The sequence below is a fragment of the Streptomyces luteogriseus genome (assembly GCF_014205055.1).
In the GTDB taxonomy this organism is placed as follows: domain Bacteria; phylum Actinomycetota; class Actinomycetes; order Streptomycetales; family Streptomycetaceae; genus Streptomyces; species Streptomyces luteogriseus.
Window position 1 is genome coordinate 938,143 of sequence record NZ_JACHMS010000001.1, and the last position, 26,779, is coordinate 964,921.

Here is a 26,779-nt window from a genome sequence, read left to right on the forward strand (position 1 = left end):
TCAGGGCGACGGGGCCGTCGAGCCCCGGATCTCCAGGGTGGGCGTGGCCAGTTGGACCCGGCCCGCTCCGCCGGCGCCCTCGAAGCGCTCCAGGAGGCAGCGGGCCGCACGCCGGCCGACCTCGTGACTGGAGTTGTCGGCCGTCGTGAGCCACACGTGCCGCAGCCGGGCGATGCTGGTGTTGTCGTAGCCGACGACGGACAGGTCGCGCGGGACGCGCAGCCCGAGTTCCTCCGCCGCCGAGAGCACACCGATGGCGGCGATGTCGTTGACGGCGAAGACGGCCGTGGGCCGGTCGGGGCGGCTGAGCAGCCGCACGGTCGTGCGGTAGCCGCCCTCCTCGGTCATGTCGCTCGGCTCGACCACCGCCTGCTCCCCGAGGCCGTGGCGGCGCATCGTCGCCTCGAAGCTGCGGCGCCGCAGCTCGCCCACCGCTCCGTAGCCCGCGATGTGCGCGATCCGGCGGTGCCCGAGGCCGATCAGGTGCTCGGCGACCAGCCGGGCGCCGCGCTCGTCGTCGCCGGCCACGACGTCCACGCCCGGCGGGGCCGGTTCGCGGGAGCCCGCCAGCACGACCGGGATCCTCTCGGCCACCCCGCCGAGGGCCGCCGGGTCGGGCAGCGTGCCGACCACGACCAGGCCGTCGACGCGCAGGTCGAGCAGCGGGTCGGCCGGGTCCTGGCCGGTGCGGCGGTTGAGGCGGGCGTCGGCCAGCAGCATGTGCAGGCCGTTGGCGTGCAGCAGGGAGTTCAAACCCTCGAGGAGGTCGACGAACCAGGGGTTGCGCAGGTCGTTCAGGAGGACACCGACCGTGCGGGTGCGCTGCTCGCTCAGGCTGCGTGCGGCGGTGTTGGGCCGGTAGCCGAGCTCCCGGGCGGCCCGGAGCACGGCGTCCCGCTTCTCGGGGCGCACCTGGTCGGAGCCGCGCAGCGCGAGGGAGACCAGCGACTTGGAGACACCGGCCCGTTCGGCCACGTCCCGGATGGTCGGCGCTCTCATGGGATGGACCGTTCCATGCTGCGCCACGGCTTGTCAAAGGGTTGACAGCGTCGGTGAACCCCGCCCAGGGTGGCCTGGACAGGTTCTGGAACGGTCCAAAGAGGGGCTCTCATGGTGGACACGCTCGGCGTCGCCGTCATCGGATTCGGCTGGATGGGGCGGGTGCACACCCAGGCGTACGCGCGCGTGCGGCACCACTATCCGCAGCTGCCCCTCGTACCGGAGCTGGTGACGGTCGCGGAGGAGGTGCCGGGCCGGGCGGAGGAGGCCGCCGCGCAGTTCGGGTTCGCCTCGACGACCCGGGACTGGCGCGAGGTGGCCGCCGACCCCCGGGTGCGGGCGGTCAGCATCACCGCGCCGAACTTTTTGCACCGCGAGATCGGTGTCGCCATGGCCGAGGCGGGCAAGCACATCTGGATCGAGAAGCCGGTCGGTCTGACCGCCGAGGACGCCGGCGCGGTCGCGGACGCGGTCGCCAAGGCGGGCGTGCAGGGCGCCGTGGGCTTCAACTACCGCAACGCGCCCGCCGTCGAGGCGGCCCGCGAGCTGATCGCCTCCGGGGAGATCGGCACGGTCACCCATGTCCGCGTCCGGCTGTTCAGCGACTACGCGGCCCATCCCGAGTCCGCGCTGACCTGGCGCTACGAGCGGGAGCGGGGCGGCAGCGGGGTATTGGGCGACCTGGCGTCGCACGGCGTGGACCTGGCCCGTCATCTGCTCGGCGACATCACGTCCCTGACGGCCGACACGGCGATCTTCCTCCCGGAGCGGGCCCGCCCGACGGGCGCCACGGCCGGTCACATCCGCGCCGCCGGGGGCGAACTCGGTCCGGTCGAGAACGAGGACTACGTCAGCTGCCTGCTGCGCTTCGCCTCCGGTGCCCGCGGTGTCCTGGAGGCCTGCCGGGTCTCGGTCGGTGAGCAGAACAACTACGGCTTCGAGGTGCACGGCAGCAAGGGCGCCGTGTTCTGGGACTTCCGCCGCATGAACGAGCTGGGGATCAGCCGCGGGACCACCTACCAGGACCAGTCCGTGACCACGGTGTATGCCGGCCCGGGTCACGGGGAGTTCGCGGCGTTCCAGCCGGGCGCCGCGAACGCCATGGGATACGACGACCTGAAGGTCATCGAGGCGTACCGCTTCCTCAGGTCGGTCGCCGAGGGCACGCCGCACGGAGCGACGCTCAAGGACGCCGTGCACAGCGCGGCCGCGCTGGACGCCATGGCGCGGTCGGCGCAGAGCGGGAGCTGGGCGGAGGTGACGGGGCGGGCCTGACACCCGCCCCCGGCCCCGGCCCCGGCCCGGTCTCGGGCCGGCACCGGCCCGGGCTCGGCCTGGGGCCCTGCACGGTTCGGGCTCGGTCTCGGGCCCGGCCCCCGCCCTCAGCCCGGGCGATGGAGCCTTCGGCCCAGATAGACCTTCACCGGCACGAGGACGAGCCACAGCCACATGATCCTTGGGCCCGTCACCATGACCAGCGGGACGGTGGCGAGGAAGACCACCACCGAGGTGGCGCTGTCGATGAGGTAGAGCGTGGTCGCCGCCTCGGAGGGCCGGTCGTGGCGCAGCCAGGGGCGCCTCGCCAGGACGGCTGCCACCCCGAGATGGCAGGCGCCCAGCGCGGCGACGGCGCCCGCGTAGACGGCGACCGACACGGACTGCGCCCCGTACTCGGCGAGCAGCCGGGTCGGAAAGGGCACGAGGGCCGCGACACCGAGCCCGACCATCGAGATGCCGATCACCTGGCCGTCGATCTCCCGGACGTCCTGGAAGATCCGCCGGTGGTCACGCCAGAAACTCCCCAGCACCGCGACGCTCAACGCGTAGGCCCCGAGGTCCGGGATCAGCTCCCCCAAGGCCCTGCGGTAGGCGTCGGGGTCCAGCTCCCGGGGCACGGAGAGGTCCAGGACGAGCAGGGTGATGGCGATGGCGAACACACCGTCGACCAGGGTCACCAACCGCTCGGGGCCGCCGTCCGGGCGCGAGGTCCACATGCGCCCGACGGTAGGGGGAGGCGCGGGTCTCCCCCCGGACCCACGCCCGGCATCCCCCACGGATCACACGGCCGCCTGCGGGGGCATGTTGTACGGCGTCACCACCTGGATCGCCGACGGCAGGGTCGGGCCCGCCGGCGGCAGCGCGTCGTGGGCGCGCATGACGGTGTGGCAGGCCTCGCGCACGTCCTGGCGCAGGTCGTGGTGGAGCACGGCGGACAGCCGGTGCTCGCGCAGCAGACGGGTGTTGTCGTGGTCGAGGTCGTGCGCGACGAACACCGCGCAGTCGCGGCCGAGGTCGTCGAAGGCGCGCAGCGTGGCGATGTTGCCGCCGCCGATCGAGTACACCGCGCGGATGCCGGGGTCGCGTTCCAGCGCGGCCCGGACGAGGTCGTACTGGGTGGCGTCCAGCCCCTGCCCCTCGGCGATCTCGACCAGCGTGCGCTCGGGGTGCCGGGCGCGCATGGCGCTGCGGAAGCCCATCTCGCGCTCCTCCTCGTTGCGGAAGAAGCCGCTGCTGAGGCTGGTGAGGATGTTGCCCGGGCGCTCCCCCAGCCACTGGCCCATCAGGTACGCGGCCGTCGCACCCGCCGCCCGGTCGTCTATGCCGACGTAGGCGCGGCGGGCGCTGGCGGGCAGGTCGGTCACCAGCGTCACGACCGGGACGCCGGCGGCTTCGAGCCGGCCGACCGCGGCGGTGACCTCGGGGACGTCCGGGGCCTTGAGGATCACGCCCTGCGAGCCGCGCCGGGCGATCCGGTCCAGGATCCGCACCAGTTCCCCCGCCGGGCCCGTCTCGCGGAAGTGGAAGCGGGAACGGAGCACCGCCGGACGCAGCGACGGCAGCTCGGCCTCCAGGGCGGAGCGGATCGCCGTGGTGAACCGCTCGGGTGCCTGCATCACGATGTCGACCATGAAGGTCCGGCCGACGAGGCGCACCTGGGTGCGCTGCCGGTCGAGGTCGGCGATGGCCTGGCGGACCTCGCGTGCGGTGCTCTCACGCACGCCTCCCCTGCCGTTCAGCACCCGGTCGACGGTCGCCTCGCTCAGGCCCGCCTGACGTGCGATCTCCCGGATCGGGAACGGGTGGCCCATGCGCCGGCTCCTTGAGGGGTTTTTGATGGCTCGCTGCTGGTTGTTCGAGGGGTTTGTACTGACAAGAATGACAGGGCTGCGTCGCTCCGTGACCCCGAAGGGACGACGATGTCCTTCACTTCCGTCCACCGCCGTGCCTGGCTGTCCGAACAGGACTGCGATCTCGACGCGTTCCGCGCGCTGGTCGAGCAGGCCACCGACCCCGCCGACTATCCGCACGCCAGTGCCGTGGAGCGGAACGTGCTCGTCTACGACTGCGGCCTGCTCGAGGGCGACCGGGTGATCCAGGCCGAGCTGGTGCGGGCGCTCGCCGACGGGCCCGGCATCGTGGTCTTCCGCGGTGCCTTCCCCGACCCGGAGGTCGTGGACCGGGCCACCGAGGTGTTCGAGGCGCTGATCGCCGAGCAGCGCGCCTCGGGTGCCGAGGCCGGTGACCACTTCGCCAGACCGGGCGCCAACGACCGGGTCTGGAACGCGCTGGAGAAGGCGGCCCTCTACGACCCGGAGGCGTTCGCCGACTACTACGCGAACGACATCCTGGCCCTGATGGCGACCGCCTGGCTCGGACCCGGCTACCAGGTGACCTCCCAGCTCAACGTGGTCAACCCGGGCGGCGCCGCCCAGACCGCGCACCGGGACTACCACCTTGGCTTCCTGTCGAACGAGGCCGCCGCCGCCTACCCGGCGCAGGTGCACCGCCTCTCCCCCGTGCTGACGCTCCAGGGCGCGGTCGCACACTGCGACATGCCCGTGGAGTCCGGGCCGACGATGTACCTGCCGCACTCGCAGAAGTACGAGCCGGGCTACCTCGCCTGGCGGCTCCCGGAGTTCCGGGCGTACTTCGAGGCGCACCAGGTGCAGCTGCCGCTCGCCAAGGGCGACGCGGTGTTCTTCAACCCGGCCCTCTTCCACGCGGCCGGCACCAACCGCTCCGCGGACATCCGGCGTATGGCCAACCTGCTGCAGGTGTCGTCCGCGTTCGGGCGTGCCATGGAGACGGTGGACCGGGAGGCGGTGGCCAACGCGGTGTATCCGGCTCTGCTCAAGCGCAAGGCCGAAGGCGCCGACCAGGCGTGGCTGGAGCACGTGATCGCGGCGAGCGCCGAGGGCTACCCCTTCCCCACCAACCTCGACAGCGACCCGCCGGTCGAGGGCCTGGCCCCGCCCTCGCAGGCGGATCTGATGCGGCGCGCGCTGCGCGAGGAATGGACGCCGGAGGCGCTCCGGGCGGAGCTGCGGGCCGGTGCCGAACGGCGAGAGAGCTGAGGAACTCGATGGGACTTCTCGACGACAAGGTCGTCCTGGTCAACGGCGGCAGTCAGGGGGTCGGCGCGGCCATCGCGCGGGCCGCGGTCCGCGAGGGGGCGGTCGTGGCCGTCACCGGGCGGCGCCCGGAACCCGGCGAGGCGCTGGTGGAGGAGCTGACCGCCGTCGGCGGCAAGGCGTTGTACGTCCGGGCCGACCTGTCGGACGCCGAGCAGGCCAAGGCCTCCGTGGCCCGGGTCGTGCAGACGTACGGCCGGGTCGACTGCCTGGTGAACTCCGCCGGCCTGACGTCCCGGGGGACGCTGCTGGACACCACGCCCGAGCTGTTCGACCAGCACATCGGGATCAACCTCAAGGGCCCGTTCTTCGCGATGCAGGCGGTGGTCGCGGACATGGTGGGGCGCGAGGCGCCCGGCACGATCGTCAACATCATCACGTCGTCGGCGCACGGCGGGCAGCCGTTCCTGGCGCCGTACGTCGCCGCCAAGGCCGGGCTGATCGGCCTGACCCGCAACGCCGCGCACGCCCACCGGTGGGACCGGGTCCGGATCAACGGCCTGAACATCGGCTGGACCGCGACGGAGGGCGAGGACGCCACGCAGAAGGCCTTCCACGGGGCGGGGGACGACTGGCGCGAGGAGGCCGCCGCGAAGCTGCCGATGGGCAAGCTGGGGCAGCCGGACGAGATCGCCGACTTCGTGGTCTTCCTGCTGTCGGACCGGTCCGGGGTGGTCACCGGGTCGGTGATCGACTGGGACCAGAACGTCCTCGGTGGACTGGACTGACAACTCTCCGCAAGAAACCCTCCCCCCATCTAGGAGCAACACCCCCATGCGTATCGGAATCCTCGGCCTCGGCCGCATCGGCGCCTTCCACGCCGAGACCCTCTCCGGACTCGACGCCGTCGACTCCCTCGTCGTCACCGACCCGTTCGCGGACGCCGCCAAGGCCGCCGCCGAGCGGTTCGGGGCGGACGTCGTGGACTCGCCGGAGGCGCTGCTGGCCGCCGGAGTGGACGGCATCGTCGTCGCGGCCGCCACGGACGCCCACCCGGCGCTGATCCTGGCCGGTGTCGAGGCCGGTGTCCCCGTCTTCTGCGAGAAGCCCGTCGCCCGGACCATGGCCGAGGGTGTCGAGGTGCTCAAGGCCGTCCGCGGCCGGGACGTGCCGATCCAGATCGGCTACAACCGCCGTTTCGACGCCGGGTTCGTCAACGCCCGGGCCGCCGTGCAGAGCGGTGAGCTCGGCACGCTGCACACGGTCCGCTCGACCACTCTGGACCCGGCGCCCCCGCCGGCCGCGTACATCGCCGCCTCCGGGGGCATCTTCCGCGACTGCTCGGTGCACGACTTCGACATCATCCGCTGGGTGACCGGCCGCGAGGTCAGGGAGGTGTACGCCGTCGGCGGCAACCGGGGCGCCGACTTCATCGAGGAGGCCGGCGACGCCGACACCACCGGCGCGATCCTCACCCTGGACGACGGCACCCTCGCGGTCGTGTCCAACTCCCGCCACAACGCCCGGGGTTACGACGTCCGCATGGAGATCCACGGCTTCCAGGACTCCATCGCCGTCGGCCTGGAGGACAAGCTGCCGCTGCGCTCCGTCGAGCCCGGGGTGACCTTCCCGGCGGGCACGCCGCACGACTTCTTCATGGACCGCTTCACCGACGCCTACCGCGCCGAACTGACCGCGTTCACCGAGGTCGTCGCCGGCACCCGCCCCTCCCCCTGCACGATCGAGGACGCCCTGGAGGCGGGCTGGATCGCCGACGCGTGCACCCTGTCCCTGCACGAGCACCGTCCCGTGACGATCGAGGAGGTACGGCAGGCATGAGCGAGACGGGCCGGGAACCCCTGCGCATAGGTGTGCTGGGAGCCGCGCGGATCACCGAACGCTCCCTGATCGCCCCGGCCCGGGCGACCGGCCACCGCCTCGTCGCGGTGGCCGCCCGCGACCGCGACCGCGCCGAGGCGTTCGCCGCCGGGCACGGTGTGGAGCGGGTGGCGTCGTCGTACGCCGACCTCATCGCCGACCCCGAGGTCGAGGTCGTCTACAACCCGCTCGCCAACGGCCTGCACGGCCCGTGGAACCTGGCCGCCCTCGCGGCCGGCAAGCACGTGCTGTCGGAGAAGCCGTCGGCGAGCAACGCCGCGGAGGCGGCCGAGGTACGGCAGGCCGCCGAGCGGGCCGGGACGGTCTTCATGGAGGCCTTCCACTACCTCTTCCACCCGGTCACCCGGCGCCTCCACGAGCTGCTGGCCTCGGGCGAACTCGGCGAACTGCGCCATGTCGAGGCCGTGGTCGCCATCGCCGCGCCGCCGGACACCGACCCGCGCTGGTCGCTGCCGCTGGCCGGCGGCGCCCTGATGGACCTCGGCTGCTACGGCCTGCACGCGCTGCGGATGCTCGCCCCCTGGGCGGGCGGCGCCCCGCGCCTGGCCGCGGCCCGGGCCGGAGAGCGCGCGGGCGCGGCCGGGGTCGACGAGTGGCTGGACGCCGATCTGGAGTATCCGGGCGGCGCGACGGGCTCGGCCCGCTGCCACATGGCCCACGACGGCCTGGACATGGGCATCCGGATCATCGGCTCGCGGGGCGAGGCGACGGCCCCGAACTTCGTCCTGCCCCAGTTGGACGACCGCATCGTGATCCGCACCGCGCGGGGCGAACGGACGGAGCACCTCGGCCCCCGCTCGTCGTACACGTACCAGTTGGAGGCGTTCGCCGCCCGGGTGCGCGGCGGTGCGCCGCTGCCGCTGGACGCGGACGACGCGGTGACGACGATGGAGCTGATCGACGCCTGTTACCTGAAGGCCGGCTTCGAGACCCGGCCGCGTACCAGGATCTGAGGCACGCCGAAAGGGCCCGGGGGTCGCCCCCGGGCCCTTTCACGCGTACAGAGCGGGTCTCTCGACGAGTTCGACCTCGACCCGGCCGCCGTCCTCCAGCGCCCGTACCCCCGCCTCGCACACCGCCGCCGCGGCGTAGCCGTCCCAGGTGCTCGGGCCAGTGACCTCACCGCGGCGGGTGGCGTCGACCCAGGTCTGGATCTCCTGGTCGTAGGCCGTCTCGAAGCGTTCGGTCCAGTCCTGGGCGATGGTGCCGCCCCAGCGGCCGGCCATGTTGGTGACCAGGGCGTGGCCGTCGCCGATGCGGGCGGTGCCGCGTTCGCAGACGACCTCGGCCTGGACCTGGTAGCCGAACCCGCAGTTGACGAAGATCTCGACGTCGCTGAGGGCACCGCCGTCGGTCTCGAAGACGACGAACTGGGGGTCCTGCAGAGCGTCCGGGGCGCTGGCCGAGGGGGTGGGGCGCAGCACCGTGACGGCGGTGATCTCGTGGCCGAGCAGCCAGCGGGTCACGTCGGCCTCGTGGGCGACGGAGTCGCTGATCAGCATGGAGCTGGTGAAGAAGGGCGGGCTGGCGACGTTGCGGTGCCGGTTGTGCAGCATGAGCGGACGGCCCAGCTGACCCGTCGCCAGCAGGGCCTTCAGCTTGGCGTACTCGGGGTCGTAGCGGCGCATGAAGCCGACCTGGACCCGGCGGTGGCCGAGTCGCTGTTCGGCTTCGAGGACGCGCAGCGCGGAGGCCGCGTCGGGGGTGAGCGGCTTCTCGCACAGGACGGGCAGATCGTGCTCGAAGGCGGCGAGGAGGGCGGCCTCGTGGGCCGGGCCCGGGGAGGCGATCAGGACGGCGTCCACGCCGGGCGCAGCCATCGCGGCAGCCGGGTCGGTGTGGGCGGTGCAGCCGTCGACACGGGCGGCGACGGCCTTCGCGCGCTCCGCGTCGACGTCCACGACGGCCGCCACCCGTGCTCCGCTGGTGACTTCGTGGATGCGGCGCACATGGTCGGCGCCCATCCTTCCGGTACCGATGACCGCGACTCCCAGAGGGGCACGCTCCGTCATGGCCGTCCTTTCGGGTCGTCAGGCGCCGCAGGACCTCAGGAACTTGCGGGTGCGCACCGCGATCGGCAGCGGCTTGTCCGGCTCACAGGGGTACATGTCCTGCTCGACGATGGCGAAGAGGTCCACGCCGAGCTTCTGGGCGGCCGTGAGGACGGGGCCCAGCTCCGGGACACCGGCGGGCGGTTCGCACATCACGCCGCGGGCGACGGCGGGGCCGAACGGGACCTCGTTCTTGACGACGTCGGCGAGGATCTCCGGGTCGACCTGCTTGAGGTGCAGATAGCCGATGCGCTCGCCGTAGGTCTCGATCAGCTTGACGCTGTCGCCGCCGCAGTAGGCGTAGTGCCCGGTGTCCAGGCAGAGGTTGACGGCGTCGGAGTCGGTCGAGTCGAGGAACCGCTCGACGTGCGCCTCGGTGTCGATGTGGGTGTCGGCGTGCGGGTGGACGACGATGTCCAGGCCGTACTTGTCCTTCACCTCGCGGCCGAGACGCTCCATGCCCGTGGTGAGGTTGCGCCACTGCTCGGTGGTGAGCTCCGGCGCCTCCAGGATCTCCGCGGTCTTGTCGTCGCGCCAGAAGGACGGGATGACGACGAGGTGCCCCGCGTCCATGGCCTGGGTGAGCGCGGCGACGTTGCTGACCTGCTCCCAGGTGGAGTCCCACTCGGAGGGGCCGCGGTGCAGTCCGCAGAAGATGGTGCCGGCGGAGACCTTCAGGTTCCGCTTGGCCACCTCGTCGGTGAGCCGGGCCGGGTCCGTCGGGAGGTAGCCGTACGGGCCGAGTTCGATCCAGGAGTAGCCGGCCTCGGCGACCTCGTCGAGGAAGCGTTCCCAGGGCACCTGCTGGGGGTCGTCGGGGAACCAGACGCCCCAGGAGTCGGGGGCGGAGCCGACCCGGATGCGGTCGAGCGCGTGGGCCATGTCAGGACTTTCCTTCCGAGGACGTGGCTACGGGAGCGGTGAGGTCCCCCTCTTCGGGGAGCTCCTCGACGTCGACGCCGCGGACCTGCGCCAACTCGTGCTTGAGGGAGGCCAGTTCGGTTCCGCCGGCCATGTGGTTGGTCAGTTCTTCGAGGCTGACGTCGCTGCGGGAGGCGGACAGTTCCATGGTGCCGAGGCGCAGCACGCTGAAATGGTCGCCGACCATGTAGGCGTGGTGGGGGTTGTGGGTGATGAAGATGACGCCGAGGCCCTTCTCGCGGGCGGCGGCGATGTACTTGAGCACCACACCGGACTGCTTGACGCCGAGGGCGGCGGTCGGCTCGTCCAGGATGAGGACGCGGGCGCCGAAGTAGACGGCGCGGGCGATGGCGACACACTGGCGCTGGCCGCCGGAGAGCGTGCCGATGGGCTGCTCCAGGTCGTCCAGGACGATGCCCATGTTGCGCAGTTCCTCGTCCGCGGTCCTCTTCATCGTCTCGATGTCGAGACGGCGCACGGGCCAGGGGCCCTTGGTCATCTCGGAGCCGAGGAAGAAGTTGCGCCACACCGGCATCAGCGGGACGACCGCGAGGTCCTGGTAGACGGTGGCGATGCCCTTGTCGAGGGCCTCGCGCGGGGTGGAGAAGCGCACCGGTTCGCCGTCGACGAGGAACTCGCCCTCGGTGTGCTGGTGCAGCCCGGAGATGATCTTGATGAGGGTGGACTTGCCGGCGCCGTTGTCACCGAGGACGCAGGTCACCCTGCCGGGGTGCACTTCGAGGCTCACGCCGTGCAGGGCGCGGATGTTGCCGTAGGACTTGCCCGCGTCCCGCAGTTCCACCAGGGGACGCTCGTCGGCGGGCGGGGTGTCCTTCAGGACGGCACCGTGGGTGCCCGTTTCTTTGCTGGTCATCGCGGTCACCTCCGGGTCGCCGTGCGCTGGACCCACAGATTGATGAGGACGGCGCCGAGAAGCATCACGCCGAGGAAGGCCTTGAACCAGTCCGGGTTCCAGCCGGCGTAGACGATGCCCTGCTGCACCATGCCGAACATGAAGGCACCGAAGACCGGGCCGATCGCGGAACCGTAGCCACCGGTGAGCAGACAGCCGCCGATGACGGCCGCGGCGATGTAGATGAGCTCCTGGCCCACACCCTCGCCGGACTGCACCGTGTTGAAGGAGAACAGCTGGTGCATGCCGACGAACCAGGCGCCGAAGCCGACCAGCATGAACAGCGAGATCTTGGTGAAGGTCACCGGGACACCGACGGCACGCGCCGAGTCCTTGTTGCCGCCGACGGCGAAGATCCAGTTGCCGTACTTGGTGCGCAGCAGCACCCAGGTCGCCAGGGCCGCGAAGGCCAGCCACCACACCACGGTGATCTTGACGTTGACCCCGCCGACGGTGAACGTCGAGGCGAAGAGCTTCTGCGCCTGCGTGAAGCCGTCCATGTCGCTGATGTCGTCGGTGGCCACGTTGCCCGTGACCAGCTTGGTGATCGCGAGGTTCACGCCTTGGAGGATCAGGAAGGTGCCCAGGGTGACCAGGAAGCTCGGCAGGCCGGTCTTCACCAGCAGCCAGCCGTTGAACGCGCCGATCGCGAGCGACACCAGCAGGGCGACGATCACGCCGACCCAGACGTTCATGGTCAGCTGGTAGCTGAGCATCGACGCGGTCAGCGCCGAGGTGATCACGGCGACACCGGCGGACAGGTCGAACTCGCCGCCGATCATCAGCAGGGCCACGGGCAGCGCCATGATCCCGATGGTCGACGACTGGTACAGGATGTTCGCCATCGAGCTGCCGTCGCGCACCGGCGGTGCCGCGAACAGGAAGAACACGAGCACCGCGACGGCGCCGAGGAAGACACCGACCTCGGGCCGGGCGAGCAGCCGCAGCGCCAGCGGGCGCTGCCGCGTCCGGCCGTCGGACTGCTTGCGGCCGGGGGCCGGCGGTGTGTCCACCGCCGGCTCGGCATGCTGGGTCATGCTCATCACCGGGTGCCCTTCGCGGCGAACTCCCCGATCTTGTCGACGTTGGACTTGTCGACGAAGGCCGGACCGGTCAGCACGGGCTGCTCACCGCCACCGCTGTAGTTGCCGTTGTTCTTGTAGAGCCACAGGCCGTCGACGGCCAGGTACCCCTGGAGGTAGGGCTGCTGGTCCACCGCGAACTGGATGTCGCCGCTCTTGACGGCCTTGATGAGGTCCTTGTTGAGGTCGAAGGTGGCGACCTTCGCCTTGCTGCCGGCGTCGCCGATCGACTGCACGGCGGTCAGCGCGAAGGGCGCGCCGAGCGTGACGACGTAGTCGATGGACGGGTCCTGCTTCAGCTTGGCGGTGATCGTCGACTTCACGGACGGCATGTCGGTGCCGTTGACGTTCTGGGTGTCGAGCTTGCCGTCGAAGGTCTTCTCCACGCCGTCGCAGCGCTGGGTGAGACCCACGTTGCCCTGCTCCTGCACGACGCAGAGCGCGTGCTTGGCGCCGACCTCGTTGAGCTTCTTGCCGAAGGCCTCGCCCGCGACGGACTCGTCCTGGCCGAAGAACTCCAGCAGGTTGAGGTTCTTCCAGTCGCTCAGGCCGGAGTTGAGTCCGACCACGGGTATGCCGGACTTCTCGGCCTTGCCTATGACGCCCTTGAGGGCGTCCGGCTTGGCGAGGGTGACGGCGATGCCGTCGACCTTCTGATCGATGGCGTTCTGGACCAGGTTGGCCTGGTTGCCCGCGTTCGGGTCGGCGGAGTAGACGAGCTTGATGTTGTCCTTGGCGGCCGCGGCCTCGGCGCCCTTGCGGACGGTGTCCCAGAAGGTGTCGCCGGGCGCCTGGTGCGTGACCAGGGCGACGGTCATGCGCGGCGTGGTCGCCTTGCCCGCCGAGGCGTCCGCCGCGCCTTCCTCGGACTTCTTGCCTCCGGAACTGCTGGAGCAGCCGGCGAGGGTCAGGGCCGCTGCCGCGGCCACGGCGACGACGGGCGCGAACCTGCGAGAGCGGGGGTGAGAAGAGCGGTCCATCTTTCCTGGCACCTCACTGTGCTACTGCGGGGGAAAGGAAGGGATCACGAAGGGATCCGTGGTCCCGGAGCCTTACGGAGTCCGGATCATGATGCCGCAAACCGACTGTTGCGATGGCACGGGATACAAGTCCCTGCCGCGCCCGCTGTCAATACTTTGTCAAGACATCATTTCACGAGCAGGTCCGAATGTAAGTACAAACTATTGACAGCACCGCCCTCCGAGACCTACACCTGGGAGGCGGCAGGTCCCGTGGATCCACGCCCCCACCGTGGCAGGGCGGCCCAGGACCCGCATCCCCAGCTTCCCGAGGAGGTCGCGCATGGCCGAGCCAGCCCAGTATTTCGATGTGATCACGATGGGCCGCATCGGGGTCGACCTCTACCCCCTGCAGACCGGGGTCCCCCTGGCCGAAGTGGAGACCTTCGGGAAATTCCTGGGAGGTTCGGCGGCCAATGTGGCGGTCGCCGCGGCCCGCCTGGGACGCCGTACGGCGGTGATCACACGCACCGGCGACGACCCCTTCGGCACCTACCTGCACGAGGAGCTGAAGGGCTTCGGCGTCGACGACCGCTGGGTCACCCCGGTCGGCGCGTACCCGACGCCGGTCACGTTCTGCGAGATCTTCCCGCCGGACGACTTCCCGCTGTACTTCTACCGCCGCCCCAAGGCCCCGGACCTGGAGATCCACACCGACGAGCTGGACTTCTTCGCCATCCGCGGGGCCCGGATCTTCTGGATCACCGGCACCGGCCTGAGCGAGGAGCCCAGCCGCTCCGCCACGCTCGCCGCCCTCAAGGCCCGCGACAAGGCCGGCACCACCGTCTTCGACCTCGACTGGCGCCCGATGTTCTGGCGCGACCCCGAGGAGGCCCGCCCGTACTACCGCGAGGCCCTGCGCCACGCCACGGTCGCCGTCGGCAACCTCGACGAGTGCGAGATCGCCACCGGTGTACGCGAGCCGCAGGCCTGCGCGGACGCGCTGCTGGAGGCCGGCGTGGAGCTGGCCGTCGTCAAGCAGGGGCCCAAGGGCGTCCTGGCCGTGCACCGCGACGGCACCCGGGCCGAGGTGCCGCCGGTGCCCGTCGAGGTGGTCAACGGCCTGGGCGCGGGGGACGCCTTCGGCGGCTCGCTCTGCCACGGTCTGCTCGCCGGCTGGGACCTGGAGCGGACCATGCGCCACGCCAACGCCGCCGGCGCCCTCGTCGCCTCGCGCCTCGCCTGCTCCTCCGCGATGCCCACCGAGTCCGAGGTCGCGGACCTCCTCGCCGGGGTGCCGTCGCCGAGCACGAGCCACTGAAACGGAGCCTTCCTTGAACATCGGCATCCCCGACCTCACCACGGTCAGAGCCCGGAACCCCGAGGCGGTCGCCGAAGCGGCCGCCCGCCGGGTGCGCCGCCCGCTGATCGGCGACAGCGGCCGGATGATGATCGTGGCCGCCGACCACCCGGCGCGCGGCGCCCTCGGGATCGGCGACCGGCGCCTGGCCATGGCCAACCGCGCGGACCTGCTGGAGCGGCTGTGCACCGCGCTGTCGCGACCCGGCGTCGACGGGGTGCTCGCCACCGCCGACATCCTGGAGGACCTCCTGCTCCTCGGCGTCCTCGACGACAAGGTTGTCATGGGCTCCATGAACCGCGGCGGCCTGGCCGGAGCGTCCTTCGAGATGGACGACCGCTTCACCGGCCACCGCGCCGAGGACATCGCCCGGCTCCGCTTCGACGCGGGCAAGCTCCTGCTCCGCATCGACTACGACGACCCGGGCTCGCTGACCACGCTGGAGTCCACCGCGCGGGCGATCGACGCCATGGCGGAGCGGCGACTGCCCCTGTTCGTCGAGCCGTTCATCTCCCGGCGGGTCGACGGCACGGTCCGCAACGACCTGTCCGCCGAGGCCGTCACCCGGTCCGTCGCCATAGCCTCCGGCCTCGGCGGCACCTCCGCCTACACCTGGCTGAAGCTGCCCGTCACCGACGACCCGGACGACATGGCCGAGGTGCTGGAGACCTCCACCCTCCCGGTCGTGCTGCTCGGCGGCGAGGTGGGCGAGGACCAGGAGGGCGCCTACGAACGCTGGCGCAAGGCCCTGCGGCTGCCCACCGTCCAGGGCATGGTCGTCGGGCGGTCGCTGCTCTACCCGGCCGGGGGCAGCGTGGAAGAGGCCGTGGACACGGCCGTCGGTCTGCTGTGATCCGGAGGATGCAATGACGTACCACCTTCCCGTCGGCAAGACGCTCGGCGGCCCCTACACCGTCGACGTCACGCCCGAGAAGGCCGGCTGGGGCCACGCCGGCCTGCGGGTCCTGGAACTGCCGCCCGGCGGCACGCACTCCTTCGCCACCGGTGACAGCGAGTGGATCGTCGTCCCGCTGAGCGGCGGCTGCACGGTCGCCGCCGCGGACGACTTCGGCCAGGAGACCTTCGAGCTGAACGGCCGCCCCGACGTGTTCAGCGGCGTCAGCGACTTCGCGTACGTGCCGCGCGACGCCCGCGCGACGGTGACGTCGGCCGGCGGCGGCCGCTTCGCGCTGACCGGCGCGCGCTGCACCCGCCGGCTGCCCGCCCGCTACGGCCCGGCGTCCGAGGTGCCCGTCGAGCTGCGGGGCACCGGGAACTGCTCCCGGCAGGTCAACAACTTCGGCGCCGCCGGGGTCTTCGAGTGCGACAAGCTCATCGCGGTCGAGGTGATCACCCCGGGCGGCAACTGGTCGTCGTTCCCGCCGCACAAGCACGACGAGCACCGGCCCGGCGAGGAGTCCGTGCTGGAGGAGATCTACTACTTCGAGTTCGCCGGCCACGACGGCATCCCCGGCCTCGGCTACCAGCGCGTCTCCCCGTCCGGACCGGGCCGGGACACCGACGTGCTGGCGGAGGTGCGCGACGGCGACGTCGTCCTCATCCCGGACGGCTGGCACGGGCCGTCCATGGCCACGCCCGGCCACCACATGTACTACCTCAACGTCATGGCGGGCCCGGAGGCCGAGCGCGCCTGGCTGATCTGCGACCACCCCGACCACGCCTGGGTCCGCGACACCTGGCCGGACCAGCCGGTCGACCCCCGGCTCCCCCTCTACACCGCCCCGGAGACCTCCGTATGAGCGCCCCCACCCGCAGACTGACGACCGCCCAGGCGCTGGTCCGGTTCCTGTCCGTCCAGTACACCGAGCGCGACGGCGTGCGCCGCCGGCTGATCGCCGGGACCTGGGGCATCTTCGGCCATGGCAACGTCGCCGGGGTCGGCCAGGCGCTCCTGGAGGCCGGCGAGCACGTCATGCCGTTCCACCAGGGCCGCAACGAGCAGTCCATGGTGCACGCGGCCGTCGGTTACGCCCGGCAGCTCGACCGTCTGTCCGCGCAGGCGGTGACGACCTCGATCGGCCCGGGCGCCACCAACCTGGTCACCGGTGCCGCCCTGGCGACGATCAACCGGCTGCCGGTGCTCCTCCTGCCCGGCGACTACTTCGCCTCGCACGCCCCCGACCCGCTGCTCCAGCAGCTGGAGCACCCCGTCGAGGCCGATGTGTCGGTCAACGACACACTGCGCCCGGTGTCGAGGTACTTCGACCGGATCACCCGCCCCGAGGCGCTGATCCCCGCGGCGCTCCAGGCCATGCGGGTGCTGGCCGACCCGGCCGAGACCGGCGCCGTCACCCTCGCCCTGCCGCAGGACGTGCAGGCGGAGGCGTACGACTGGCCGGAGGAGTTCTTCGCCGAGCGGGTCTGGTACGTACGGCGTCCCGAGCCGGACCCGGTGGAACTGGCGGCCGCCGTCGAGGCGATCAGGTCGGCCGAGCGGCCGCTGATCGTGGCGGGCGGCGGCGTGCACCACAGCGAGGCGGAGGAGGCCCTGAAGGCGTTCGTGGAGGCCACCGGCATCCCGGTCGCCTCCACCCAGGCCGGAAAGGGCTCGCTGCGCCACGACCACCCCGCCGACCTCGGCGGCATCGGCCACACCGGCACCGCGGTCAGCGACGCGCTCGCCCGCACCGCCGACCTGGTGATCGGCGTCGGCACCCGCCACACCGACTTCACCACCGCCTCCGGCACTCTCTTCCAGCACCCGGACGTGCGGTTCCTCAACCTCAACATCACCGGCTTCGACGCGCACAAGCTGGCCGCGCGGACGCTGGTGTGCGACGCGCGGTCCGGTCTGGAGAGGCTGGCCGAGGCGCTGGCCGGGCACCGCGTGTCCGGCGCGTACGAGGCCGAGTACCGCGCCGGCAAGGACCGCTGGGACGAGGTCGTCGAGGCCGCCTACCGGGCCGGCGACGAGAACGCGGCGCCGACCCAGACGCAGGTGCTCGGCGCGCTGGACGCGGTCGTCGACGACGACGACGTGGTGATCAACGCGGCCGGTTCGCTCCCCGGCGACCTGCACAAGCTGTGGCGCTCCCGCAGCCCGCGCCAGTACCACCTGGAGTACGGCTACTCCTGCATGGGCTACGAGATCCCGGCCGGCATCGGCGTCCAGCAGGCCGCTCCGGGCACCCCGGTGTGGGCGCTGGTCGGCGACGGCACCTACCTGATGATGCCGACGGAGATCGTCACCGCCGTCCAGGAGGGCCTTCCGGTCAACATCGTCCTCCTCCAGAACCACGGCTACGCCTCCATCGGGGGCCTGTCGGAGGAGACCGGCGGCGAGCGGTTCGGCACCGCCTACCGCTTCCGGGCCGCCGACGGCACGTTCACCGGCGCCCCGCTGCCCGTCGACCTCGCCGCCAACGCGGCCAGCCTCGGCATGGACGTGCTGCGCGCCAAGACGGTGCGCGAGCTGCGCGAGGCGCTGGCCGCGGCCCGCGCCTCCGACCGGCCGACGTGTGTGTACGTCGAGACCGACCCGGCGGCCACCGCTCCCCCGGCCGAGGCCTGGTGGGACGTGCCGGTGGCCGAGACCGCCTCGCGCGAGGCGGCCGTCGAGGCCCGCGAGCGCTACGACCGCCAGGTCGCGGACCGCCGCCGCCACCTCTGAACTCCCCCTGAACCCAGGCTCCACGAAAGGCCCGTGCGCACCATGAAGACCATCACCCACTGGATCGACGGCAAGCCCGTCGAGGGCACCTCCGGCCGCTTCGGCCCCGTCTACGACCCGGCGACCGGTGCCCAGGAGAAGCAGGTCGCGTTCGCGTCCGTCGACGAGGTCGATGCCGCGGTCGCCTCCGCCAAGGCCGCCTTCGCGAGCTGGGGCGAGTCCTCCCTGGCCAAGCGCACGGCGATCCTGTTCAAGTACCGCGAGCTGCTCGACGCCCACCGCGACGAGATCGCCGAGCTGATCACCGCCGAGCACGGCAAGGTGCACTCCGACGCGCTCGGTGAGGTCGCGCGCGGCATGGAGATCGTGGAGCTGGCCTGCGGGATCTCCGTCCAGCTCAAGGGCGAGCTGTCCACCCAGGTCTCCACCCGGGTCGACGTCGCCTCGATCCGCCAGCCGCTGGGCGTGGTCGCGGGCATCACGCCGTTCAACTTCCCGGCGATGGTGCCGATGTGGATGTTCCCGCTGGCGATCGCCTGCGGCAACACCTTCGTGCTGAAGCCGTCGGAGAAGGACCCGTCGGCCTCCTTCCGGCTGGCCGAGCTGGCCACCGAGGCGGGCCTGCCGGAGGGCGTCCTGAACATCGTGCAGGGCGACAAGACGGCCGTGGACCGCCTCCTGGAGCACCCGGACGTCGAGGCGGTGTCCTTCGTCGGCTCGACGCCGATCGCCAAGTACATCCAGCTCAAGGCCGTCGAGCACGGCAAGCGGGTGCAGGCCCTCGGCGGCGCCAAGAACCACATGCTGGTGCTGCCCGACGCCGATCTCGAACTCGCCGCCGACCAGGCGATCAACGCCGCGTACGGCTCGGCGGGCGAGCGCTGCATGGCCGTGTCGGTGGTCGTGGCCGTCGGCGACATCGGCGACGAGCTGGTCGGCAAGATCGCCGCGCGGGCGAAGAACCTGAAGATCGGCCCCGGCAACGACCCGGCCTCCGAGATGGGCCCGCTGATCACGCGCGAACACCGCGACAAGGTGGCGTCGTACGTGGCGTCGGCCGCCGAGCAGGGCGCCGAGGTCGTGGTCGACGGCACGGGCTTCTCGGTCGACGGCCACGAGGACGGTTTCTTCCTCGGTGTCTCGCTGCTGGACCGGGTGCCGCTCACGGCGGACGCGTACCGGGACGAGATCTTCGGCCCGGTGCTGGCGGTCGTCCGGGCGGAGACGTACGAGGAGGCCATCCAGCTGATCAACTCCTCCCGCTGGGGCAACGGCACCGCGATCTTCACCCGGGACGGCGGCGCGGCCCGGCGCTTCCAGCTGGAGGTCAAGGCCGGCATGGTCGGCGTCAACGTCCCGATCCCGGTCCCCGTCGGCTACCACTCCTTCGGCGGCTGGAAGGACTCCCTCTTCGGCGACCTGCACATCTACGGCAACGACGGCATCGCCTTCTACACGCAGGGCAAGGTCATCACCACCCGCTGGCCGGACCCGTCCGACGGCGGCATCAACCTCGGTTTCCCGAGCAACTCCTGACACCCGAAGGGGGGTTCGTCCATGGCGAAGACAGGTGACCGGGCCCGACCCACGGCCACCGCCGCACTCGGCTCGCTGGACTTCGCCCTGGACCGGGGCAGCCCCGTGCCGCTCTACCACCAGCTCGCGCAGCAGCTGGAGGCGGCGATCGAGCACGGGATCCTCGCCCCGGGGAACCTCCTGGGCAACGAGGTCGACCTGTCCGTGCGCCTCGGCCTGTCCCGCCCCACCGTCCGCCAGGCCATCCAGTCCCTCGTCGACAAGGGGCTGCTGGTCCGGCGGCGCGGGGTGGGCACGCAGGTGGTGCACAGCCAGGTCAGACGACCGCTGGAGCTGAGCAGCCTCTACGACGACCTGGAGACGGCCGGGCAGGCGCCGACCACCGAGGTCGTGCGCAACGAGGTCGTCCCTGCCTCCTGCGACGTGGCCGCCGCGCTCGGTGTGCCGGAGGGCGGCGAGGTGACCGTCCTGGACCGGCTGCGCCGCACCCACGGCCGGCCGGTGGCGCTGCTCCGCAACCACCTGCCGGTGTCCCTGCTGGATCTGGACGGCGCCCGCCTGGAGTCGACCGGCCTGTACCGCATGATGCGCTCGGCGGGCATCACCCTGCACAGCGCCCGCCAGACGATCGGCGCCCGGGCGGCCACCGCCGAGGAGGCGTTCCGCCTGGACGAGCGGGAGGGGGCGGCACTGCTGACGATGCAGCGGACGGCGTACGACGACACGGGGCGCCCGGTCGAGTACGGAACGCACATCTACCGGGCCTCGCTGTACACGTTCGACTTCCAGTTGCTGGTCCGGCCTTGACCGGACTCGAGGGTCGGGTGCAGAGTCGTACATATACACCGTAAACATACGGTGCTTCGACCGCACCCGAAGCGGGAGTCATGGCATGGCCCGCAAGAACCAGTTGCCGACCGCTCGAGGAGGACCCTCATGGGCCCCCTCGACCGTCCTTGTGACCGGCGGAGCCGGTTTCATCGGCAGCCACACCTGCGTGGAACTGCTGGACCACGGTTACGAGGTGATCGTGGTCGACGACTACTCCAACAGCACACCCCAGGTGTTCGCCCGGGTGGAACGGATCGCCGGCCGCTTCGTCGGCGCCGTGTACGAGCTGGACATCCGTGATCGGCACGCCCTCTCGGCCGTCTTCGACCGACACTCTGTGGACGCCGTCGTGCACTTTGCCGCGCACAAGGCGGGGGGCCTGTCGACACGGATGCCCGTTGCGTACTACGACACCAACGTGGGCGGCACCACCGCCCTGCTGCGGACCATGCACGAGCACGGGGTGCACCGGCTGGTCTACCCGTCCTCCTGCTGGGTCTACGGCGACGCGGGCGGGGGACCGCTCGACGAGACCACCCCCGTCCGCCCCGGCACCCCGTACGCGGCCTCCAAGTGGATCTGCGAGCAGATCCTCGCGGACGTCTGCCGCCGTCACCCCGAGTACGCCGTGCTGTGCCTGCGCTATCCCATCCCGGCCGGGGCCCACCCGAGCGGACTCCTCGGCGAGGAGCCGCGCCACACACCGCAGAACCTGATGCCGTACGTCGCCCAGGTGGCGGTCGGCCGGCGCGAGAAGCTCACCGTCCACGGCGACGACTACCCGACCCGCGACGGCACCGGGATCCGGGACTACCTGCATGTGATGGACGTCGTGGAAGCACACCGTGTGGCACTGGACCATCTGATCGACGCGCCGGGCATGCAGGTGTTCAACCTGGGTGCGGGCGCGGGCCGTTCGGTCCTCGACGTGGTCGACTTGTTCTCCCGGGCCTCCGGCAGGCCCATCCCGTACGAGGTCGGGCCCCGCCGCCCCGGGGACGTCGCCGAGCTCGTCGCCGACGCGACGGCCGTGAACCGTGCCTGGGGCTGGCGCCCCACCAGGGATCTCGCAGACGTGTGCCGGGACGCCTGGCGCTTCCAGCGGCACAACCCGCACGGTTACACGGACACCGCGCGGCCGCCGGAGACCGAGGAGTAGGCCGCCGTGCGGCCCCCGCCGAGCGGCAGAGGCGGCCCGGCCCGGCGCCTGGCGGCCGGTTACCTCGCGTCGGCCGGGATCCTGACCGTCGTGTACCTGTCCGTTCCCGTCCTGCGCACGCCGCTGTGGGCCCTCGTCGGGCTGGCGGGAGTCGCGGCCGTCCTGACCGGAGTGCGGGTCCACCACCCCCCTCGGCCCGGCCCGTGGCTGTTCCTCGCCGCCGGGCTGCTGGCCTTCACCGCGGGCGGAACCTTCGCCCAGGCGCAGGAGACGTACTTCTCCGCGCCGCACCCGTTCCCGTCCTGGGCGGACGCCTGCCACCTCGCCGTGTACCCGTTGTTCGCCCTGGGCCTGTCCGGTCTGCTGCACTACCGCTGGACGGGCCGTGACCTGCCCGGACTGCTCGACGGCCTGGTCATCACCGGCGGGCTCGCGCTGCCGGTGTGGGTCTACCTGGTGCAGCCGCTGGCCCGGGCGGAGGGGCTGACCTGGCAGCAGCGCGCGATCAGTGTCGCCTGTCCGCTCGGGAGCATCCTGGTGCTGGCCCTGCTGATCCGGCTGCTCTCGCGGTGCCCCTCCCCGGGCACCAACCGGGCTGCCCGGTTGCTCGTCCTGGGCGCGCTCACCCTGCTCGGCTTCGACATCGCCCTCGGCGTCCTCCGGCTCAACGGCTCCTGGCAGGCGGGCACCCTGCCGGCCATCGGGGGCATCGCCTTCTGCACCGCCTGGGGCCTGGCCGCGCTGCACCCCTCGATGGCCCGGCTGACCGCCCCGGACTCGCCGCCCCAGTCCCTGCTGCCGCCCCGGCGGCGGCTGCTGCTGCTCGCCACCGCGACCCTGGTACCGCCCGTGATCCTCGCTCACGAGGAGAGCGACGGCCTGGACTACGACGCGACGGTGCTGGCCGCGTTCTCCGGCGCGCTGTTCCTGCTGGTGATCTTCCGGCTCGCCCTGATGGTCGTCGCGCATCGCCGGGCCATAACCCGGGAGCTGGCCCTGCGCACCGCGGCCGCCTCCTTGATGGGGGCCGTCTGGCCGGAGGAGATCGCGCGGGCCTGTGACACCGCGGTCACGTCCCTGTTCGGACCGCAGGGCCGGCACGTGACCCTTCTGCTGTCGGCCGGCGAGGCCCGGGAGCTGTACGCCCGGCTGGAGCGCTGCCTCGCCTGGACCGGGGACGGGGGTCCCGCGGGACGCGGGGATCCCGCGGCGGCCCGCGGCCAGACGGTCATCGTCCCGTCCGCCGCGCTGGGACCAGAGCTCGCCGCCCGGCTCGGCAAGCTGCCGGCCGCCCTGCTCTGCCCCATGGTCCACTCCGAGCAGCCGGCCGGCGGCGAGCTTCCGGGAGCACTGCTGGCGGCCGGCTCCGAGCGGCAACTCGCCGAGATGCGCGGTGCTTTGGAGCTGCTCACCTCGCACGCGGGGCTCACGACGGAACGCATCGTGCTGCGGCGGGAGGTCATCCGCAAGGAGAGCGAGGCCTACTTCCGCACCCTGGTGCACAACGCCTCGGACGTCATCCTCATCGTCAACGACGACACCACCGTCCGCTATGCCAGCCCGTCCGCGCCGACCGTGTTCGGCCGCACCGAACTCACGGGGACGCGGCTGCCCGATCTGGTGGACGCCCGGGAGCGGGACCGGGTCGTCCACACGTTGACGGCCCTGCGCGGCGACGGGTGGCAGGAAGCGCACGACCACTGGCGGGTGTCCCGGGACACGGCCGACATCGAGGTGGAGGTGCGCTGCCGGGACCTGCGGCAGGACCCGACCGTGGGCGGCCTGGTCGTCACCCTGCGGGACGTCACCGAGCAACGGCAGCTGGAGCACGAACTCACCCAGCGGGCCTTCCACGACTCCCTGACCGGCCTGCCCAACCGCACGCTGCTGCTGGAGCGGACCGAACGCGCGCTGCGCCGCGGCCACCGGGAGTCGACGACCACCTGCCTGCTCTTCATCGACCTGGACGACTTCAAGATCGTCAACGACACGCTCGGTCACTCGGTGGGCGACCGGCTGCTGTGCGCCGTTGCCGAGCGACTGTCGGGGACGTTGCGGCGCACCGACACCGCCGCCCGGCTCGGCGGCGACGAGTTCGCCGTGCTGATCGAGGACGCGGAGCAGCCCATGGACGCCGAAGTGCTGGCCGCGCACGTGGTCCGGACGCTGAGCCGGCCGTTCCACCTGGCGGTGGAGTCGGTGAGCGTCTCGGCCAGCGTGGGCGTGGCCACCGCCAAGGACAGCACGGACGCGGGGGAACTGCTCGCGCTCGCCGACCTCGCCCTCTACGCCGCGAAGGCGTCCGGCAAGCGCACCTGGCGTCGGTTCCAGCCCCAGCAGCGGATCCGTGTCGTGGAGCGCCACGCCTTGCAGGTGCGGCTGGACCGGGCGGTCAGCAGGGAAGAGTTCGGACTGCGGTACCAGCCGGTCGTGGACATCGCCGCGGGCCGCGTCGTGGGCTTCGAGGCCCTGGCCAGATGGCCCGAGCTGGGGCCCGATCCGGTCCCGCCGGGCCAGTTCATCCCGCTCGCCGAGGAGACCGGGCACATCTCGGCGCTCGGCGCCTGGGTGCTGCGCACGTCCACGGCCGACATCGCCCGGCTCCAGCACCGCACACCGCAGCTCGACCCGCCGTACCTCAGCGTGAACGTGTCCACGCGCCAGTGGCGGGACACGAACTTCCTGGACGAGGTGTGCACCGCTCTGGACGCCACCGGTCTCGCCGCGGGCACGCTGCAGCTGGAGCTCACCGAGTCGGTGCTCATGCAGCGGACCGACCAGATCGACGCACAGCTGCACGCCCTGAAGGAGCGCGGGGTGCGCATCGCGGTCGACGACTTCGGCACCGGGTTCTCCTCGCTGCGCTACCTCCGGGACTTCCCCATCGACGTCCTCAAGATCGACAAGTCCTTCATCGACGGCATCCCGCACGACCCCCAGCAGGTCGCCCTGGTCGAGGGCATCGTGCATCTCGCCGACACGCTCGGCCTCCAGGTGATCGCCGAGGGCATCGAGAACCAGCCGCAGCGGGAACTGCTGGCGGACATCGGCTGCCGGTACGGACAGGGCTTCCTCTTCGCCCGGCCGATGACTCTGGAGCAGGGCGAGGCGGTGCTGTGGGAACGCAACAACGGCGGCCGGAAGAACGGCTGAGGGCCGGCCCGGGCACCGGCCTCAGCGCCGGCCGGCTCCGGGCCCGGGGCGGTTCCAATCGGAGGCCGCCGACAGGCCGAACGCCGTCTCCACCAGCGCGATATGGCTGAACGCCTTGGGCGCGTTGCCCAGCTGGCGGCCCGCGTCCGGGTCCCACTGCTCGGCCAGCAGCCCGACGTCGTTACGGACGGCGAGGACCCGTTCGAAGGCCTCCCGGGCCTGTAGCCGGTGCCCCGTGGCGGCGAGGGCGTCGGCGTACCACAGGGAGCAGGACACGAACGTGCCCTCGGCGCCGTCCGCGGCCTCGGGCCGGGTGTCGTCCGGCGTGAAGCGGCGGACGAACCCGCCGTGCCCGAGGCGGGCCAGGGCCCGCACGGTACCGCGCACCCGCTCGTCGTGGGCGGGCAGGAACCCGACCCGGGGGATGAGGAGCGAGGCGGCGTCGAGGCCGGGCGCACCGTAGGACTGCACGAAGGTGCGCTGGGCGGTGTCCCAGCCCTCCCGGCACACCTGCCGGTGCACCTCGTCCCGCATCGCCCGCCATTCCCCGGAGGAGCCGTTGCGCCCGAGCAGCTCGCCCATGCGCACGGCACGATCGGCGGCCACCCACGTCATGACCTTGGAGTGCACGAACTGCCGCCGTGCCCCGTGCTCCTGCCACAGCCCCTGGTCCGGTTCGCGCCAGTGCCGCAGCAAAAACCCCATGAGCGACTCGACCAGGTCCCACACATGGGCGGGCATCGGGATCCCGGCGCGCAGCGAGAGCCACAGGGTGTCCATGATCTCGCCGTAGACGTCCAGCTGGAAGGTGCTCACCGCCGAGGTGCCGAACCGCACGGGCTGTGAGTCCTCGTAGCCCGGCAGCCAGGGCGCCTCGGTCTCCGGCAGCAGCCGCTGCCCCTTGAGGCCGTAGACCGTCTGGAGATCGGCGGGGTCGCCGGCGACGGCTCGCACCAGCCAGTCCAGCCAGGCGGTGGCCTCGTCGCGGTAGCCGCTGCGCAGCAGACAGGACAGGGTCCGGGAGGAGTCGCGCAGCCAGCAGAAGCGGTAGTCCCAGTTGTTCCCGCCGCCGATGCGGCCGGGCAGGGAGGTGGTGGGGGCGGCGACGATGGCGCCCGTGGGGGCGTAGGTGAGGGCCTTGAGGGTGATGAGGGACCGCGTCACGGCGTCCCGCCACGGCCCCTGGTAGCGGCACCGGGCGGCCCAGCGCCGCCAGAAGTCGGCGGTCTCCTTCACCGCGGTCTCCGCCGGGACGGACATGGGCGAGGGGGGCACGGACCGGTAGGACGGCGTCCACCCGAGGGTGAGGCCCAGTCGGCGCCCCGCCGTCACGGTGAACTCCCAGACGCTGGCATCCTCGTCGCCCCGGTCGCGCACGTGCCCGTCGCAGCCGAGCCAGACGGCGTCCGGGCCGGCGACCGCGACGGTGCAGTGGCCGACCTCCCGGACCCAGGGCACGACGCGGCCCTGATGGAAGCGCAGGCGCAGTTCGCTGCGCAGGTCCACCGTGCCGGACAGACCCTCGACCAGGCGGACGATGCACGGCACGTCGGCACGCGGCGGCATGAGGTCCGTGACCCGCACCGTGCCCGTGGGTGTCTCCCAGACGGAGTCCAGGACCAGCGTGTCGGGCCGGTAGGAGCGGCGGGTGCACCGGCCGCCGGACACGGGGGCGAGAAGCCAGCGCCCGTTGTCCTCGGTGCCCAGCAGGGCCGCCAGGCAGGCGGGGGAGTCGAAACGGGGCAGGCAGAGCCAGTCGACCGACCCGTCCCGGCCGACCATGGCGGCCGTCTCCAGATCGCTGATGAGGGCGTAATCCTCGATGGGTGCATTCATGATCTCGGGACTACGCCGTCATGCACTTTGCCACTTCTCACGATACGCCGGTCGAACCAGGACCACCCTTGACCTCAGGAACAAATGGGGCAAGATG

General features: G+C 71.9%; 22 protein-coding genes. 13 read left to right on the forward strand and 9 right to left on the reverse strand.

The genetic code is table 11. The annotated features are described in order from the left end of the window. Positions 1-999, reverse strand: a complete 999-nt coding sequence (locus BJ965_RS04295; protein ID WP_184907423.1) for a LacI family DNA-binding transcriptional regulator — start codon at positions 997-999, stop codon at positions 1-3. Between the two features lie 111 nt (positions 1,000-1,110). On the opposite strand from BJ965_RS04295, the gene BJ965_RS04300 reads away from it, so the two are divergent. Further along, the gene (locus tag BJ965_RS04300; RefSeq protein ID WP_184907424.1) at positions 1,111-2,274 is read left to right on the forward strand and encodes a Gfo/Idh/MocA family protein; all 1,164 of its coding nucleotides are present in this window, start codon (positions 1,111-1,113) and stop codon (positions 2,272-2,274) included. Positions 2,275-2,381: 107 nt separating this feature from the next. On the opposite strand, the gene BJ965_RS04305 is transcribed toward BJ965_RS04300, so the two are convergent. Together BJ965_RS04305 and BJ965_RS04310 are read right to left on the reverse strand one after the other, a co-directional pair. After that, positions 2,382-2,993, reverse strand: coding sequence for a TMEM175 family protein (locus tag BJ965_RS04305; protein ID WP_184907425.1), 612 nt, complete (start codon positions 2,991-2,993; stop codon positions 2,382-2,384). A 63-nt stretch (positions 2,994-3,056) separates the two neighbouring features. After that, entirely contained in the window at positions 3,057-4,088 is a 1,032-nt protein-coding gene (locus BJ965_RS04310) for a LacI family DNA-binding transcriptional regulator (RefSeq protein WP_184907426.1), read from the reverse strand. 108 nt (positions 4,089-4,196) lie between these two features. On the opposite strand from BJ965_RS04310, the gene BJ965_RS04315 reads away from it, so the two are divergent. The 4 genes from BJ965_RS04315 to BJ965_RS04330 are packed head-to-tail and all read left to right on the forward strand — an operon-like array spanning position 4,197 to position 8,203. Then, positions 4,197-5,354 carry a phytanoyl-CoA dioxygenase family protein gene (locus BJ965_RS04315; protein WP_184907427.1) on the forward strand — a complete coding sequence of 386 codons (1,158 nt, stop codon included), beginning with the start codon at positions 4,197-4,199 and terminating at the stop codon, positions 5,352-5,354. Between the two features lie 8 nt (positions 5,355-5,362). Further along, positions 5,363-6,139: an SDR family oxidoreductase gene (locus BJ965_RS04320; RefSeq protein WP_184907428.1), complete on the forward strand. Its 777-nt coding sequence runs from the start codon at positions 5,363-5,365 to the stop codon at positions 6,137-6,139. A gap of 46 nt (positions 6,140-6,185) precedes the next feature. Continuing rightward, positions 6,186-7,190 carry a Gfo/Idh/MocA family protein gene (locus tag BJ965_RS04325; protein WP_184907429.1) on the forward strand — a complete coding sequence of 335 codons (1,005 nt, stop codon included), beginning with the start codon at positions 6,186-6,188 and terminating at the stop codon, positions 7,188-7,190. Then, positions 7,187-8,203 (forward strand): Gfo/Idh/MocA family protein, encoded by a 1,017-nt coding sequence (locus tag BJ965_RS04330; protein WP_184907430.1) that lies wholly within the window; start codon positions 7,187-7,189, stop codon positions 8,201-8,203. The genes BJ965_RS04325 and BJ965_RS04330 overlap by 4 nt, the downstream gene beginning before the upstream one ends. A 39-nt stretch (positions 8,204-8,242) precedes the next feature. Here the strand turns inward: BJ965_RS04330 and BJ965_RS04335 are convergent, their stop codons facing one another. The 5 genes from BJ965_RS04335 to BJ965_RS04355 are packed head-to-tail and all read right to left on the reverse strand — an operon-like array spanning position 8,243 to position 13,197. Then, positions 8,243-9,262 (reverse strand): Gfo/Idh/MocA family protein, encoded by a 1,020-nt coding sequence (locus BJ965_RS04335; RefSeq protein WP_184907431.1) that lies wholly within the window; start codon positions 9,260-9,262, stop codon positions 8,243-8,245. A gap of 18 nt (positions 9,263-9,280) precedes the next feature. Next, the gene (locus BJ965_RS04340) at positions 9,281-10,183 is read right to left on the reverse strand and encodes a sugar phosphate isomerase/epimerase family protein (RefSeq protein WP_184907432.1); all 903 of its coding nucleotides are present in this window, start codon (positions 10,181-10,183) and stop codon (positions 9,281-9,283) included. 1 nt (position 10,184) lies between these two features. Next, positions 10,185-11,096, reverse strand: a complete 912-nt coding sequence (locus BJ965_RS04345; protein WP_184907433.1) for an ATP-binding cassette domain-containing protein — start codon at positions 11,094-11,096, stop codon at positions 10,185-10,187. A 5-nt stretch (positions 11,097-11,101) separates the two neighbouring features. Next, the gene (locus tag BJ965_RS04350) at positions 11,102-12,178 is read right to left on the reverse strand and encodes an ABC transporter permease (protein WP_184907434.1); all 1,077 of its coding nucleotides are present in this window, start codon (positions 12,176-12,178) and stop codon (positions 11,102-11,104) included. Beyond that, a complete protein-coding gene (locus BJ965_RS04355) occupies positions 12,178-13,197 on the reverse strand; it encodes a sugar ABC transporter substrate-binding protein (protein WP_030840685.1) in 1,020 nt (339 codons plus the stop codon). The genes BJ965_RS04350 and BJ965_RS04355 overlap by 1 nt, the downstream gene beginning before the upstream one ends. 322 nt (positions 13,198-13,519) lie before the next feature. Between BJ965_RS04355 and iolC the strand changes: the two genes are divergently transcribed. The 8 genes from iolC to BJ965_RS04395 all read left to right on the forward strand — a co-directional run bounded on the left by iolC (position 13,520) and on the right by BJ965_RS04395 (position 24,846). Continuing rightward, the gene (gene iolC, locus BJ965_RS04360) at positions 13,520-14,497 is read left to right on the forward strand and encodes a 5-dehydro-2-deoxygluconokinase (RefSeq protein ID WP_184907435.1); all 978 of its coding nucleotides are present in this window, start codon (positions 13,520-13,522) and stop codon (positions 14,495-14,497) included. 13 nt (positions 14,498-14,510) lie between these two features. After that, the gene (locus BJ965_RS04365) at positions 14,511-15,389 is read left to right on the forward strand and encodes a Cgl0159 family (beta/alpha)8-fold protein (RefSeq protein ID WP_184907436.1); all 879 of its coding nucleotides are present in this window, start codon (positions 14,511-14,513) and stop codon (positions 15,387-15,389) included. A 13-nt stretch (positions 15,390-15,402) separates the two neighbouring features. Continuing rightward, complete coding sequence (gene iolB, locus BJ965_RS04370) at positions 15,403-16,296, forward strand: 5-deoxy-glucuronate isomerase (RefSeq protein WP_184907437.1); 894 nt, start codon at positions 15,403-15,405, stop codon at positions 16,294-16,296. Then, the gene (gene iolD, locus BJ965_RS04375) at positions 16,293-18,167 is read left to right on the forward strand and encodes a 3D-(3,5/4)-trihydroxycyclohexane-1,2-dione acylhydrolase (decyclizing) (protein ID WP_184907438.1); all 1,875 of its coding nucleotides are present in this window, start codon (positions 16,293-16,295) and stop codon (positions 18,165-18,167) included. The genes iolB and iolD overlap by 4 nt, the downstream gene beginning before the upstream one ends. A gap of 42 nt (positions 18,168-18,209) precedes the next feature. After that, positions 18,210-19,703, forward strand: a complete 1,494-nt coding sequence (locus tag BJ965_RS04380; protein WP_184916758.1) for a CoA-acylating methylmalonate-semialdehyde dehydrogenase — start codon at positions 18,210-18,212, stop codon at positions 19,701-19,703. A 21-nt stretch (positions 19,704-19,724) separates the two neighbouring features. Further along, on the forward strand, positions 19,725-20,510 hold the full coding sequence (locus BJ965_RS04385; protein ID WP_184907439.1) for a GntR family transcriptional regulator: 786 nt from the start codon (positions 19,725-19,727) through the stop codon (positions 20,508-20,510). 85 nt (positions 20,511-20,595) lie between these two features. After that, a complete protein-coding gene (gene galE / locus BJ965_RS04390) occupies positions 20,596-21,693 on the forward strand; it encodes a UDP-glucose 4-epimerase GalE (protein WP_184907440.1) in 1,098 nt (365 codons plus the stop codon). A gap of 6 nt (positions 21,694-21,699) precedes the next feature. Then, entirely contained in the window at positions 21,700-24,846 is a 3,147-nt protein-coding gene (locus tag BJ965_RS04395) for an EAL domain-containing protein (RefSeq protein WP_313666713.1), read from the forward strand. Positions 24,847-24,867: 21 nt separating this feature from the next. Here BJ965_RS04395 and BJ965_RS04400 read toward each other — a convergent pair whose 3' ends face one another. Next, positions 24,868-26,682, reverse strand: a complete 1,815-nt coding sequence (locus BJ965_RS04400) for a glycoside hydrolase family 15 protein (protein ID WP_184907441.1) — start codon at positions 26,680-26,682, stop codon at positions 24,868-24,870. Between the last annotated feature and the right edge of the window lie 97 nt (positions 26,683-26,779).